This window comes from Streptomyces sp. NBC_01381, assembly GCF_026340305.1.
Taxonomy (GTDB): domain Bacteria; phylum Actinomycetota; class Actinomycetes; order Streptomycetales; family Streptomycetaceae; genus Streptomyces.
Window position 1 is genome coordinate 1,651,645 of record NZ_JAPEPI010000001.1, and the last position, 14,378, is coordinate 1,666,022.

13 protein-coding genes are annotated in these 14,378 nt (G+C 70.7%); 9 read left to right on the forward strand and 4 right to left on the reverse strand.

The features are described from left to right. The first annotated feature begins 147 nt into the window (after positions 1-147). Entirely contained in the window at positions 148-786 is a 639-nt protein-coding gene (locus OG453_RS08080; protein WP_266869748.1) for a MerR family transcriptional regulator, read from the forward strand. A gap of 15 nt (positions 787-801) precedes the next feature. On the opposite strand, the gene OG453_RS08085 is transcribed toward OG453_RS08080, so the two are convergent. The 3 genes from OG453_RS08085 to OG453_RS08095 form a co-directional block, all read right to left on the reverse strand. Next, positions 802-1,824: a DUF6528 family protein gene (locus OG453_RS08085; RefSeq protein WP_266865927.1), complete on the reverse strand. Its 1,023-nt coding sequence runs from the start codon at positions 1,822-1,824 to the stop codon at positions 802-804. Positions 1,825-2,002: 178 nt separating this feature from the next. Continuing rightward, positions 2,003-2,209 carry a hypothetical protein gene (locus OG453_RS08090; protein ID WP_266865929.1) on the reverse strand — a complete coding sequence of 69 codons (207 nt, stop codon included), beginning with the start codon at positions 2,207-2,209 and terminating at the stop codon, positions 2,003-2,005. A gap of 113 nt (positions 2,210-2,322) precedes the next feature. Further along, entirely contained in the window at positions 2,323-5,736 is a 3,414-nt protein-coding gene (locus OG453_RS08095; protein ID WP_266865931.1) for a S41 family peptidase, read from the reverse strand. Positions 5,737-5,773: 37 nt separating this feature from the next. Between OG453_RS08095 and OG453_RS08100 the strand changes: the two genes are divergently transcribed. Both OG453_RS08100 and OG453_RS08105 read left to right on the forward strand, forming a co-directional pair. Continuing rightward, positions 5,774-6,364, forward strand: coding sequence for a TetR/AcrR family transcriptional regulator (locus OG453_RS08100; protein ID WP_266865933.1), 591 nt, complete (start codon positions 5,774-5,776; stop codon positions 6,362-6,364). Positions 6,365-6,471: 107 nt separating this feature from the next. After that, positions 6,472-8,721: an MMPL family transporter gene (locus OG453_RS08105; protein WP_266865935.1), complete on the forward strand. Its 2,250-nt coding sequence runs from the start codon at positions 6,472-6,474 to the stop codon at positions 8,719-8,721. A gap of 17 nt (positions 8,722-8,738) precedes the next feature. Here OG453_RS08105 and OG453_RS08110 read toward each other — a convergent pair whose 3' ends face one another. Further along, entirely contained in the window at positions 8,739-9,080 is a 342-nt protein-coding gene (locus OG453_RS08110) for an SsgA family sporulation/cell division regulator (protein ID WP_266865937.1), read from the reverse strand. A 206-nt stretch (positions 9,081-9,286) separates the two neighbouring features. On the opposite strand from OG453_RS08110, the gene OG453_RS08115 reads away from it, so the two are divergent. From OG453_RS08115 to OG453_RS08140, 6 genes are all read left to right on the forward strand, one after another. Next, positions 9,287-10,351 carry an energy-coupling factor ABC transporter permease gene (locus OG453_RS08115; RefSeq protein ID WP_266865939.1) on the forward strand — a complete coding sequence of 355 codons (1,065 nt, stop codon included), beginning with the start codon at positions 9,287-9,289 and terminating at the stop codon, positions 10,349-10,351. A 1-nt stretch (position 10,352) separates the two neighbouring features. Then, positions 10,353-11,114 (forward strand): cobalt ECF transporter T component CbiQ, encoded by a 762-nt coding sequence (gene cbiQ / locus OG453_RS08120; RefSeq protein WP_266865941.1) that lies wholly within the window; start codon positions 10,353-10,355, stop codon positions 11,112-11,114. After that, the gene (locus OG453_RS08125) at positions 11,102-11,896 is read left to right on the forward strand and encodes an energy-coupling factor ABC transporter ATP-binding protein (protein WP_266865943.1); all 795 of its coding nucleotides are present in this window, start codon (positions 11,102-11,104) and stop codon (positions 11,894-11,896) included. The genes cbiQ and OG453_RS08125 overlap by 13 nt, the downstream gene beginning before the upstream one ends. Next, positions 11,893-12,354, forward strand: a complete 462-nt coding sequence (locus OG453_RS08130) for a MarR family winged helix-turn-helix transcriptional regulator (RefSeq protein WP_266865945.1) — start codon at positions 11,893-11,895, stop codon at positions 12,352-12,354. The genes OG453_RS08125 and OG453_RS08130 overlap by 4 nt, the downstream gene beginning before the upstream one ends. Positions 12,355-12,501: 147 nt before the next feature. Continuing rightward, positions 12,502-12,948: an organic hydroperoxide resistance protein gene (locus tag OG453_RS08135; protein ID WP_266869749.1), complete on the forward strand. Its 447-nt coding sequence runs from the start codon at positions 12,502-12,504 to the stop codon at positions 12,946-12,948. A 65-nt stretch (positions 12,949-13,013) separates the two neighbouring features. After that, positions 13,014-14,180, forward strand: coding sequence for a serine hydrolase domain-containing protein (locus OG453_RS08140; RefSeq protein ID WP_266869750.1), 1,167 nt, complete (start codon positions 13,014-13,016; stop codon positions 14,178-14,180). The last annotated feature ends 198 nt before the right edge of the window (positions 14,181-14,378 follow it).

Sequence of the window (14,378 nt, forward strand, 5' to 3'; positions counted from 1 at the left end):
CTGCCAGTGACCACTGGCGCAATGGGGAGACTAGAACAGCAACGTACTCATGGGTAGGGGTTGGGCAGGAGGAGTTACCGCCGGTAGAACACCCGCCCGATCCACACGGCATAGGCTGCTGCCGTGGCAGAGACACGCGAGTACCGCATGGAGGAGCTGGCCAGGGCGGCCGGCATCACAGTGCGCACCGTGCGCTTCTACCGTGAGCGCGGGCTCATCCCACCGCCCCGCCGCGAGGGCCGCATCGCCTGGTACGACGACCACCACCTGGCCAGGCTCCGCACGATCGCCGCGCTCCTGGACCGCGGCCACACCCTGAGCGGCATCGCGGAACTGGCCGAGGCCTTCGAGAACGGCCGCGACGTCGGCGAACTCCTCGGCATGGGCGGCCCCACCGAGGAGACCCCGGTCCGCCTCACCCCCGAGGACCTGGCCGACCACTTCGCCGGCGAGGTCACCCCCGAGAACCTGGCCGCGGCCCTGGACCTCGGCTATCTGGCCACCGACGGCGACGAACTCGTGCACGTCAGCCGCCGCCTCCTGGACGTGTCATCGGCCCTGGTCCGCGAGGGCATCCCGCTGGCCACGGTCCTGGAGGCGGGCCAGCGGGTACGCGAACACGCGGACGCGCTCGCGGAGTTGTTCGTGACGATCATCCGCGACAACACACCGCCCGAGGCGGGCGACAAGAACATCGACCGTCTGCGCCCGCTGGCGAAGAGCGTGGTGGAGGCGGAACTGTCGATGGCCATGGACCGCCGCCTGGCGTCAGAGAAGTCGGACTGACATCAGCCCACTTGCCTACCGCGGCAGGAACCAACGCGCCTTGTAAATACCGCCGTTGACCAAGGTGTACGAACTCGCGGGCTGATGCACGCTCACCTTCGTCGTCCACCACGTCTCCCCGAGCCCGCTCTCGGGGACGGTGCTGACGACCTGCCCGGTCCGCGGATCATCACCGACCCCCTTCACCGACTTCCGGGCGATCTCCGCGGCCCCCGGAAAGTCCTGCACAAAGGCCCGCCCGGCGATGTCGTACTGAAAGACGGACGCGTTGGTGGTCACCCACAACCACCCGGCCCGCCCCGCCACCGGGAAGAGGTCGTGACCTCCCGGCGTCTTCCCCGGCGTACCCACGGGAAGCCCCACCGAGAACTGCCGGGTCAGCGTGGGCCGAGCCCTCGTCCCGCCCACGGCATACGTCACCAGCTCGTCGTCACCGATGGCCCACAGCACCTCACGCGCGCCGTCCCAGTGCAGCCCGTGCGCCCCCTTGAGCTCCGCCTCGGCGTACCGCGAGGCCCGCGGCCCCTGCGACGCCGCGTACAACCGCACCAGCGCACCCGTGCTGCACGCCACCGCGACATTGCCGTCCGGCAGGATCTCCGCGCTGTGCGGATTGAAGAGATCGTCGCCGGGCCCGATCGCCGTGCCCCAGTAGCGGCGCCCCGAGGGGAAGTCGACGACGGCGACGAATCCGAAGGACGCGGTCGTCAGGACGTAGGTGCGGCCGCCCACGCGCCGCACCTTCGACTCGCTCGGATACACCCAACTGACGTCGGGCCGCAGGTCCTTGTAGTGCGCCTCGCCCAGCGGCGAGAACGCCCACAGCACGGAGGACGGATCGGCGGCCGGGTCCCAGACCCGCCGCCCGGGGTCGAGCACGAGGATCCGCTTGCTCGCCTGCTCGGTCAGCAGGACGGGCGGCGTGCCTCTGAGCGCGTCGCCCCCCTCGGCCGCGACGGCGGCCCCCGTGTCCACCCCGAGGCCGACACCGATCCCGGCGCCCACGGCACCGAGCAGCACACCCCGACGAGACGGCATCCCGGACATGAAGTCCCCCCCACATGACGGAAAGTTGGGCCGTTGCCGCGCCATTGTCAGGTGCGCGCCCCGCATTCCGCCATCCCGCGTCACGTGTCGCGTGTCGCGGCACATGGCGTACGCGGCAGGGCCCACCCGGTGCCTCCGGGTGGGCCCTGCCGTTCAAGCGTGCGCAGCGTCAGGCGTCGTAGTCCTGATTGAACTTGTCCTGCTGCTCCTGCGCCGCCCGCTGCGTCTCGTCAAGGTCCTGCTGGCCGCGCTCCCGCGACTTCTCCTGCGCCTGCGAGGCACGCTCGCTCGCCTCGTCCTGCTCGCCGCCCATGGCGCCCTTCGCCTTGTCGGCGAGGTCGTTGGCCTTGTCCTGGAACTGGTCCTTGATGCCCATGCGGTTCACTCCTAGAGGGTGAGGTTGGAAGGGCCTCGACCAGACTGACACGGGGGAACATTGCACGCATTTCGATCAGCAACGGACAGTGACCACACCGGAGAAGAGCCCCGCTACTCCCGCGGCGGCAGCTTCGGACGGCGTCGGTCCGGCACGTCCGCGTAGCCCGGCGGAGTCGCCGCCGGCTGCCGGTCGAGGAGGTCGAGCGCGAGGCCGACCGCGTCGTCGAGCTGGGCGTGCCGTCCCTCCGCCCAGTCCAGGGGAGTGCGCAGGACGTCCAGGTCCGGCTCGACGCCGTGGTTCTCCACGGACCAGCCGTACGCGTCGAACCAGCCCGCGTTCATCGGCACCGTGATGACCGTCCCGTCACCGAGCCGGTGCCGCCCGGTCATGCCCACCACACCGCCCCACGTGCGCTGCCCCACCACGGGACCGAGGCCGAGCAGCTTGAACGCCGCCGTGATCATGTCGCCGTCGGAGGATGTCGCTTCGTCGGCCAGGGCCACCACAGGGCCGCGCGGCGCGTTCGACGCGTACGACACCGGCTGGGCGTTCCGCGTCAGGTCCCAGCCCAGGATCTTGCGTGTCAGTTTCTCGATGACCAGTTCGCTGATGTGGCCGCCCGCGTTGCCGCGTACGTCCACGATCAGGGCGGGCCTGGACACCTCGAGGCGCAGGTCCCTGTTGAACTGTGCCCAGCCCGAGCCGCCCATGTCGGGGATGTGCAGATAGCCGCACTTGCCGCCGCTCAACTCCCGTACGACGTCGCGCCGTTTGGCCACCCAGTCCTGGTAGCGCAGGGGCCGTTCGTTGACCAGCGGGACGATCGCGACGCGCCGCGCGCGCCCCTCGCCCTCCGCCGGCTGGAACGTCAGCTCCACGGTCGTGCCGCCCGCGGCCGCGAGCAGCGGCCAGGGCCCGGCGACCGGGTCGACCGGGCGGCCGTCGATGTGCGTGAGGACGGCGCCCGCGCGGATCCCCGCACCGGCCAGCGGCGAGCGTGCCTTGGAGTCGGACGAGTCGCCGGGCAGGATTCGCTTGACCGTCCAACTGCCGTCCCGGCAGACCAGGTTGGCGCCCAGCAGGCCCATCGCGCGCTGATAGTGCGGCGGCCCTTCGTTGCGGCGAGCCGCGGCGACGTACGCGTGAGAAGTGCCCAGCTCGCCAAGGACCTCGCGGAGCAGATCGGCGAACTCGTCGGGCGACGCGACGCGTTGGACGAGCGGGCGGTACTGCGCGAGCACCCCGTCCCAGTCGATCCCGCACATGTCCGGCTCCCAGAAGTAGGAGCGGATGATGCGGCCCGCCTCGTCGTAGGCCTGGCGCCACTCGGCCGGCGGGTCGACCTCGTGCAGGATGCGGCGCAGGTCGATCCAGACGGTGGTGTCGCTGTCCCCGGATTCGGTGGAGGGCACGGCGGTGAGGTCGCCCTCGTCGACCACAACGAGGCGTGTTCCGTCGCCGCTGACCGCGAACCAGTCGAGATGCTCGACGAGTTGGGACTTCTTGGCCTTGGTGATGTTGAAGTATTCGAGGGTGGGGCGCCCCGAGGTGTCGGCCGGGTTGGCGAAGGTCTCGCCGAGCGCGCCCGAGATCGGCCAGCGCAGCCAGACGAGGCCGCCGCCGCTGACGGGCTGGAGCGCGGAGTACTTGGATGCCGTGACGGGGAACGGCGTGACCCTGCTCTCCAGGCCCTCGACCTCCACGGTGGTCGTGCCTTCCCCGTTGCCGTCCCTGTCGCCCTCCTCGGCCGGGTCGAGTCCGCCCGCGGCAGGGCGGCCGTCGGGGGAGAGCGCGAAGGGGGACGGGGTCGCCGACGACAGCGGGACGAGGTAGGGGCGGCAGCCGAGCGGGAAGGAGAGGTCGCCGGTGTGCACGTCGTAGACGGGGTCGAAGCCGCGCCAGGAGAGGAAGGCGAGATAGCGGCCGTCGCGGGTGAAGACGGGGTTCTCGTCCTCGAAGCGGCCGTTGGTGACGTCGACGATCGCGCGGGCGCCCGGACCTTCGATACGGGCCATCTTGATCTGCCGCAGGGAGCGGCCGATACCGGGGTGGGACCAGGTCAGCCAGGCGCCGTCGGGGGAGAAGGCGAGATCGCGCACGGGCCCGTTGACGGAGCGGATCAGCTCGGTGACCTCGCCGTTGGATTCCTCAGTGGCGTCGATCAGCAGGAGCCGCCCGTCGTTGGAGGCGATGGCGAGGCGCTCCCCGTCCGGGTCGGACACCATCTCCTGGACGCGGCCGAGCTCCCCGCTCGCCAGCCTGCGCGGCTCGCGGTCGCCGCTGGCGCGCGGCAGGTAGGCGATCTCGACGGCGTCCTCGCCGTCGGCGTCGGTGACGTACGCGACCTGCCCGCCGGTGCCGAGCATCTCCGGGAGCCGGACGCGTACGCCAGGGGTGTCGATGATGGTGCGGGCGGGCCCGTCCCGGTGGGTGAGCCAGTACAGGCTGCCGCGTACGACGACGGCGCTGGCCCGGCCTGTCGTGTCCACGGAGAGCGCGTCCACGTTCTGCGCGGCCGGTACCTGGTAGACCCGCCGCCCGGTGCGCGGCCCGCCGAGCCGTACGTCCAGGCGGCGCGGCTCGGAGTTCGCCGAGAGGTCGTCGACCATCCAGATGTCGCCCGCGCACTGGTAGACGACGCGGGTGCCGTCGCTGGACGCGTGCCGGGCGTAGAACGCGTCGTGATCGGTGTGCCGGCGCAGGTCGGAGCCGTCGGGCAGGCAGGAGTAGAGGTTGCCCACGCCCTCGTGGTCGGAGAGGAAGGCGATCCGGCCCCCGGCGAACATCGGGGCGTCGAGCTGCCCGTCGATGTCGGCGAGGATGTGCTCGCCGTGCATCCACATGCGGCCCATCGCGCCGCCCCGGTAGCGCTTCCAGGCGGCCGGTTCGTGCGGCGGCCGACCGGTCAGGAGCAGCGTCTTGCGCTCGCCGTCGATGTCGGTGACCGCGATGTCGTGGACGGGACCCCAGGGCAGCCGGCCGCCGGGCGAGCCGTCGGTCGGCACGCTGTAGGCCCAGCAGAAGTAGGAGAAGGGCTGGTTGTGCGAGGAGACGGCGAGGATGTCGCCGTCGGGGGACCAGCCGCAGACGCGGGTGTCGGTGCTCCCCCAATAGGTGAGTCTGCGCGAAGGACCGCCGTCCACCGGGGCGAGATGGATCTCCGGGTCGAGGCTGCGCCATGTCGTGTACGCGATGTGGCGGCCGTCCGGCGAGAAGCGCGGGTGGCTCACCTTGGTCCGGTCGACGGTGACCCGCCAGGCGCGGCCGGCCGGGGCGCCGTCCGCGGCCAGTGGGGCCACCCAGAGGTCGTCCTCGGTCGCGAAACAGAGGCGGTCGCCGCTGAGGTGCGGAAACCGCAGGTAGGCGGGGTCGGCATGGGTGTCGTCGCGCGCGTCGGTCACCTCACCATGCTTTTCCGGTGCGCAGGGCGCGGCAACTCGTACACGCGGCCCGGCGGAGGGAGCGCGTGACCCAGCACACGTACGAAACGGTTTCGTTTCGCTAAGGCTGGGGGGTACAGTCATGGCGTACGAAACAGTTTCGATAAGGAGCGGAGGGATCATGGCTGAGGCGGCAACGGCGCGGCGCAGCCGGATCACGCCCGAGCGCGAGGCCGAGCTGTACGCGGCCGTGCTCGATCTGCTCCGCGAAGTCGGGTACGAGGCGCTCACCATGGACGCCATCGCCGCCCGCACCCGGTCCAGCAAGGCCACCCTCTACCGCCAGTGGGGGAGCAAGCCGGAGCTGATCGCCAGGGCGCTGCGGCACAACAAGCCGGTGTCCATCGAGGACATCGACACGGGGTCCCTGCGCGGCGACTTCCGCGCGATGACGGCCCGCTCGGACGACTGTCAGATGGAGCGGGACGCCGCGCTGATGCGGGGCCTGTTCCACGCCGTCCACGACAACCCCGAACTCCACCAGGCGATGCGCCAGTTGCTCATCGAGCCGGAGATCACCGGCCTGAACGCGATGCTGCGCAGAGCGGTGGACCGCGGCGAAGTGGCCGCGGACAACCCGGCGTTGGACTACGTCATCCACATGCTGGTCGGCGGTTTCGTCGCCCGTGACCTGATCGAGGACCGCACGGTCGACCGTGCCTTCCTCACCTCCTATGTCGACGCCGTGATCCTCCCCGCCCTCGGCGTCTGACCAACTCCCCGCACAAACACAAGCCCCCTACCTGACGCGCCCGCTCACGTCGTCGGGCTGATCCCCCCTGCCCTGCTGACCCCACGACTGACCGGGAGTACGCCCTCGTGGCCACGTTCCTCTATAAACTCGGCCGACTCGCCTTCAGGCGACGGCACTTCGTCGCCCTGATCTGGGTGGCGCTCCTGACCCTCGCCGGAGTCGGCGCGGCATCCGCGCCGACCGCCGCCTCCAGTTCCTTCTCCATCCCCGGCACGGAGGCCCAGAAGGCCTTCGACCTGCTCGACGAGCGGGTGCCCGGGGCCAGCGCCGACGGCGCCGGCGCCCGGGTCGTCTTCAAGGCGCCGGACGGCGAGAAGGTCACCGACCCGGCCAACAAGGCCGAGGTCCACAAGACCGTCGCCGCCCTCAAGTCCGGCTCGGAAGAGGTCGCTTCGGCCGCCGATCCGTTCCAGGCCAAGACCGTCAGCAAGGACGGCTCCACGGCGTACTCGTCCGTCTCGTACAAGGTCACCTCGATGGAGCTGACCGACGAGAGCCGCGACGCGCTGGAGAAGACCACCGACGACGCCCGCGAGTCCGGGCTCACGGTCGAGGTCGGCGGCGACGCGCTGCAGGCGATGCCCGAGACCGGGGCCACCGAGATCATCGGCATCGCGGTCGCGGCCGTCGTCCTCGTGATCACCTTCGGTTCGCTGGTCGCGGCGGGGCTTCCGCTGCTGACCGCGCTGATCGGCGTGGGCATCGGCGTCTCCTCGATCACCGCGCTCGCCAACGCGCTCGACCTGGGTACGACGACTTCGACGCTGGCCATGATGATTGGCCTCGCGGTCGGCATCGACTACGCGCTCTTCATCGTCTCCCGCTACCGGGGCGAACTCGCCGACGGGCGGGACCGCGAGGAGGCGGCGGGCCGCGCCGTGGGGACGGCTGGTTCGGCCGTGGTCTTCGCCGGGCTCACCGTGGTCATCGCCCTGGTCGGCCTCGCCGTGGTCAACATCCCGATGCTGACCAAGATGGGCTTCGCGGCGGCCGGCACGGTGGTCATCGCCGTCCTCATCGCGCTGACCCTGATACCGGCGCTGCTCGGGTACGCGGGCAAGAAGGTCAAGCCGACCGGCGAGAAGGGCAAGCTGCTGGGCGGCGGCAAGAACAAGGCCGCCGACCCGGAGAAGGCGGCCGCTGCTGCCCCGGCGAAGGAGCCGAAGGCCAACCTCGGCACCCGCTGGGCCCGCTTCGTCACGCGCCGCCCGCTCGCCGTGCTGCTCGTCGGCATCATCGGCCTGGGCGCCGCCGCGCTCCCGGTCTCCTCGCTCGAACTGGGCCTCCCGGACGACGGCGCGCAGCCGACGTCCACGACCCAGCGCAAGGCGTACGACCTGGTCTCCGACGGATTCGGCCCCGGCTTCAACGGCCCCCTGATGACGGTCGCCGACCTCAAGGGCGCGGACGACCCGAAGGCGGCGGCCCAGCAGATAACCAAGAAGATCTCGGGCCTCGACGACGTCCTGACCGTCGCTCCACCCATGATCAACAAGGCGGGCGACACGGCGATCATCAGCGTCGTCCCGTCCTCCAAGCCGAGCGGCACCGAGACCGAGGGCCTCGTGCACTCGATCCGTGACGCGGGCGGCGAGATCAAGTCCGACACCGGCGCCGAGGTCATGGTCACCGGCACGACGGCCATGAACATCGACGTCTCGGAGAAGCTGAACGACGCCCTGCTGCCCTACCTGGCACTGGTCGTGGGCCTCGCCTTCCTCCTCCTGATCGTCGTCTTCCGCTCGATCCTGGTCCCGCTCAAGGCGGCCCTCGGCTTCCTGCTCTCGGTCCTCGCGGCCCTGGGCGCGGTCGTCGCGGTCTTCCAGTGGGGCTGGCTCGGCTCGCTCTTCGGCGTGGAGCAGACGGGCCCGATCATGTCGATGATGCCGATCTTCATGGTGGGCGTCGTCTTCGGCCTCGCGATGGACTACGAGGTCTTCCTCGTGACCCGCATGCGAGAGGCGTACGTCCACGGGGAGCGCCCCGGCGAGGCGATCGTGACGGGCTTCCGGCACGGGGCGAGGGTGGTCTCGGCGGCAGCGGTCATCATGATCGCCGTCTTCGCCGGCTTCATCGGCTCGAGCGAGCAGATGGTGAAGATGATCGGCTTCGGCCTGGCGATCGCGGTCTTCTTCGACGCGTTCATCGTGCGGATGGCGCTGGTCCCGGCGGTGCTCGCGCTGCTCGGCAGGAAGGCGTGGTGGCTGCCGAGGTGGCTGGACCGGGCGCTGCCGAATGTGGATGTCGAGGGCGAGGGGCTGCGCGACGTGGCGGACAAGGCCGCGGAGGGTGACCGGGAGCTCGCCCGCGTCTGACTCCGCCCAGTTTCCGCTCAGTGCGGGACGGGGGGCGCGGCGTAGGTGCGGCGCAGGAAGCGGAGCAGCACCACCGAGTCGAACTGCACGACCTCCACCCCCTCCCGCGAGTGGAACTCCACGACCACTTGTACCCGGCCGCAGGGCCAGACGCGTACGTCGCCGTCGGTGACCGGGGCCAGCAGGCCCTCTTCGACGAGCCGGCGCTCGAAGGTCCACGCGTGGCCGCCAGGGAGGTCGATCCGCATCGCCTGCGGGTCGGCCTCCGGGTCGTAGTGGAGGATGGCGGGCACGGCGCGGTGGCCGTCGGCCGAGTCCGTGACGATGTGGGCCCGTGCGTACTGCTCGACTGCGGACATCGTCAGACTCCTTGCCCTCACTCTTGCTTCCTTTATGTCCTCTAATGTCCCATATTTTCTGGCTATTGCTCCAGGATGCTCCGGGATAGTTGGGTATTCAGCGCTCTTGCAAAGCGTTCGCAACAGGGCACTATCATTGAACGGTTCACGAGCGATCCGCTCTGCCTCCCGTCCTCCTTCCCCGTGTCCTGCCCAGGAGCGCCCGCATGCATGTCCCCGACGGATTCATCGACGCCCCCGTCTCCGCGGTCACCGGGGTCATCGCCGCCGGCGCGGTCGCCGTCAGCCTCAAGGGCGCCCGGCGTGAGCTGGACGAGCGGACCGCCCCGCTCGCGGGCCTTGTCGCGGCCTTCATCTTCGCCGTGCAGATGCTGAACTTTCCCGTGGCGGCCGGCACCAGCGGACACCTCCTCGGCGGCGCGCTCGCCGCGATACTCGTCGGTCCCTACACGGGTGTCCTGTGTGTGTCCGTCGTACTCCTCATGCAGGGCGTTCTTTTCGCGGACGGTGGCCTGACCGCGCTCGGCGTGAACATCACGGACATGGCGATCGTCACGACCGTCGTCGCCTATCTCGTCTTCCGGGGCCTGGTGAAGGTGCTCCCGCGCACCCGCCGCTCCGTCACCGTCTCGTCGTTCATCGCCGCGCTGCTCTCCGTGCCGGCGGCCGCGCTCGCCTTCACGTTCCTCTACGCCATCGGCGGCACCACCGACGTCTCCATCGGCAAGGTCGCCACCGCCATGATCGGCGTGCACGTCCTCATCGGCATCGGCGAGGCCGCGATCACCGCGCTCACCGTCGGCGCCGTCATCGCCGTACGCCCCGACCTGGTGTACGGCGCCCGAGGCCTGACCCAGAAGCTCAAGTTGCGGGTGGGCGGCGAACTGGTCGACGCCGAGCCCGCCGCCGTCCCGGTGGCCGCGCGCTCCCACCGCAAGGTGTGGATCGCCGGCCTTGTCACCTCCCTCGTCCTCGCCGGCTTCGTCAGCTTCTACGCCTCCGCGGACCCCGACGGCCTGGAGAAGGTCGCCGCCGACAAGGGCATCGACAAGAAGACGGAAGAGCACGCCACCGCCGAATCGCCGCTCGCCGACTACGGCGTCAAGGACATCACCGACGCCCGCCTCTCCGGCGGCCTCGCGGGCGTGATCGGCGTCGGCGCCACGGTCGTCGCGGGCTCGGCGGTCTTCTGGACGCTGCGGCGTCGTCGTACGTCGGACACCGACCCCGCGTCGACCGCGTCCGTCACCTCGGTCTCCGAGAAGGCCTGACATGGGCGCGGGCCACGCCCACCGGCTCTACCGGCACGGCCACTCACCGGTGCACGCGCTGCCGCCGCACACCAAGCTGGCGGCGGTCTTCGCCTTCGTGGTCGTGGTCGTCTCCACGCCGCGCGAGGCGATGTGGGCGTTCGCGCTGTACGCGGTGCTGCTCGGTTGCGTGGCGTACGCGGCCCGCATCCCTGCGGGGTTCCTCCTGAAGCGGCTGCTCATCGAGGTGCCGTTCGTGGCGTTCGCGGTGCTCATGCCGTTCGTGGCGGAGGGTGAGCGGGTCGACGTACTGGGTCTCTCGTTGAGCGTGAACGGGCTGTGGGGTGCCTGGAATGTCCTGGCCAAGGGCACCCTCGGCGTCGCGGCTTCCGTCATCCTCGCCTCCACCACCGAACTGCGGGAACTCCTGCTCGGCCTCCAGCGCCTGAAGCTGCCGCCGCTGCTCGTCCAGATCGCCTCGTTCATGATCCGGTACGGGGACGTGATCACGGACGAGATGCGCCGCATGAAGATCGCCCGCGAGTCGCGCGGCTTCGAGGCGCGGGGGGTACGCCAGTGGGGCGTCCTGGCCAAATCCGCGGGCGCGCTCTTCATCCGCTCCTACGAGCGGGGCGAGCGGGTGCATCTGGCGATGGTCAGCCGGGGGTACGCCGGCTCGATGCCGGTCATCGACGAGGTGACCGCCTCGCGCACGCAGTGGACGTACGCGCTTGCCCTTCCGTTCTCCGCACTTGTCGTATGTCTGTTGGGATGGACGCTGTGAGCACTGCCCCTTCTCCTGAGGTCCCTTCTCCTCAGGCCCCTTCTCTTGAGGTCTCCGGCCTCGCCTTCGCCTACCCCGACGGGCACCAGGCCCTCTTCGGCGTCGACATGACCATCGGCCGCGGCGAGCGGGTCGCCCTGCTCGGCCCGAACGGCGCGGGCAAGACGACCCTCGTCCTGCACCTGAACGGCATCCTGACCGGCGGCGCGGGCACGGTCGCCGTGGCCGGACTGCCCGTCGGCAAGAAGCACATGGCGGAGATCAGGCGCCGGGTCGGCATCGTCTTCCAGGACCCGGACGACCAGCTGTTCATGCCGACGGTGCGGGAGGACGTGGCGTTCGGCCCCGCGGCGGCAGGGATGCGCGGCCCCGAGCTGGAAGCCCGCGTACAGAAGGCGCTCGCCCAAGTCGGCATGGCGGAGTTCGCCGACCGCCCTCCGCACCACCTCTCCTTCGGCCAGCGCAGGCGGGTCGCGGTGGCGACGGTCCTCGCGATGGAGCCGGAGATCCTGGTCCTCGACGAGCCATCGTCGAACCTGGACCCGGCGTCGCGCCGCGAACTGGCCGACATCCTGCGGTCGTTGGACGTGACGGTCCTGATGGTGACGCACGATCTTCCGTACGCCCTCGAACTCTGCCCCCGCGCCCTCATCCTCAGCGACGGCGTGATCGCGGCGGACGGCCCGACGGGCGAGCTGCTCGGCGACGAGGCCCTGATGGGCGCGCACCGCCTGGAGCTGCCGTTCGGGTTCGACCCGAAGTCCGTGACAATGGGGGCGTGACGAACCAGGCCCCCGAGGGATCGCTGCTCATCGACGACCAGCTGTGCTTCGCGCTGTACGCGGCACAGCGCGCGGTGACGTCCGCGTACCGTCCGGTCCTCGACGAGCTGGGGCTCACCTACCCCCAGTACCTGGTCATGCTGGTGCTCTGGGAGCGCGGGGAGATCCCCGTCAAGGAGCTCGCCGCCGCGCTGCACCTCGACTACGGGACGGTCTCGCCGCTCCTGAAGCGGCTTGAGGCCGCGGGGCTGCTGCGGCGCGAGCGGGCGGCGCACGACGAGCGCTCGGTCCTGGTGCAGGTGACCCCGCAGGGCGCCGACCTGCGATCACGGGCTTCGGCCGTGCCGCAGGCGCTGCTTTCGGGGGTCGGGCTCAAGGGGGACGAAGTGGCGCGGCTGCGGGGCGAGTTGTGGCGGCTTGTGGAGCGGGCCGAGGGGGTCGCGGCGCGTCAGCCGTGAACGGGGTGGGGTTACCTGCGGTTGCTACCCCCGGGTAATAAGGGCGTTCGTGGAGTCGATAGATTGTGCACGATGTACTTGTCCACGCTCCTTTTTCCTTCCTCCTTCTCTCTCCCCGGGTGAGGTCGAACCATGACCGACGGCACGATGACCGAAGGCACCATCGCCGACAGCCGTCCGACGAAGATCATGTACGTTGCCGAGGCCACCGCGCACGGCGGCCGTGACGGCTACGTCACCAGCCAGGACGGCCAGCTCGACCTGCAGGTCGCGATGCCACCGGCGCTCGGCGGCGACGGCCGCGGCACCAACCCCGAGCAGCTCTTCGCGGCCGGCTACAGCGCCTGCTTCCACAACGCGCTCGTCCTGGTGGGCCGCCGCGCGGGCTACGACCTGACCGGCTCCACCGTCGCCGCGAAGGTCGGCATCGGCCCCAACCAGCAGCAGGGCTACGGCCTCGCGGTCGCGCTCAACGTCTCGCTGCCGCTGGTCGACCAGGAGCTCGCGGGGCGCCTGGTGGGGGCGGCGCACCAGGTCTGCCCGTACTCGAACGCGACGCGCGGGAACATCGACGTCTCGATCGTGCTGAGCTAGCCGGAATCCGGCGGGCCGTGTCTCTGTTGCATCCACGGACGCACTATGTGGATGAGGAGAGCGACGTGGTGATCGAGGGCACGGTGGCCGAGGGCTTCGAGCCGGTGCGGGACGCCTTCGTACGCAACTTCGCCGAGCTCGGTGAGCAGGGGGCGGCGGTCACGGTCTACCGCGACGGGCGGCCGGTCGTGGACCTCTGGGGCGGCACGAAGGACGTCGACGGGGGAGCGGCGGGTGCTCCCTGGGAGCGGGGCACCGCGCAGATCGTCCGCTCGGCGACGAAGGGCGTCGCGGCCGCCGTCCTGCTCCTGCTCCACCAGCGCGGCGAGCTTGACCTGGACGCGCCGGTCGGCTCCTACTGGCCCGAGTTCAAGGCGCACGGCAAGGAGCGGACGCTGGTCAGGCACCTGCTGTCGCACCGGGCGGGGGTGCCGGTTCTCGACCGCCCGCTGACTCCCCCGGAGGCGGCGGATCCCGACGTCGCGGCGGACGCGGTCGCGGCGCAGGCGCCCGCGTGGGAGCCGGGGACCGACCACGGCTATCACGCGCAGACGTACAGCTGGCTGACGGGTGAGCTGGTGCGGCGGGTGACGGGGCGGTCGATCGGGGAGTGGGTGGCCGAGGAGATATCCCGGCCGCTGGGCCTCGACCTCTGGATAGGCCTCCCCGAAGGGGAAGCGGAACGGGTCGGCCGGGTCGGTCGCATCGCGCCGCCCGAGGCTCCCGGTGGTCTTCGCGTCCGCCCGCGGCGGAACGTCGCCGAGGCCTACGCGGATCCGGATTCCCTCACCCAGCGGGCGTTCGGCGCGATTGACCCGGCGCCGGACGAGAACGACGCGGCGTACCGGGCGGCGGTCCTTCCCGCGTCCAATGGCATCGCCACGGCGTCGTCCCTGGCGCGCTTCTACGCCTCCCTGATCGGTCAAGTCGAGGGTGGGGAGCGGCTGTTCACTCCCTCGACGGTGGCGCTGGCGCGCGCGGAGGAGTCCGCGGGGGCGGACCGAGTCCTCGTCGTCAACACCCGCTTCGGCCTCGGCTACATGCTGCATGGCGGGGCGTCGCCGCTGCTGGGTCCCGGTTCGTTCGGTCACCCCGGGCGGGGTGGCGCGCTGGGCTTCGCGGACCCGGAGTCGGGGGTTGCGTTCGGGTACGTGACGAACGGGATGAACAAGGGGGTTACGGCGGATCCTCGGGCGCAGGGGCTTGTGCGGGCGGTGAAGGGGTTGCTGTAGGGGCGTTTCCTTTCCCCAAACCCGCCCCTTCCCGATGTTCGTAAGTAGGTGATCTGTCCCGCCCGGCATCTGACCGGGCGGGACGTGCTCTTACCTGCGTCTCTGGTTACTGGGTGGGGATCTCGTCGTCGGGGGTTGGTCCGGCTCCGAGCTCAGGGGCGCACTCGGGGCAGGCGTACAGAGTGGTTCCGGGTCCGC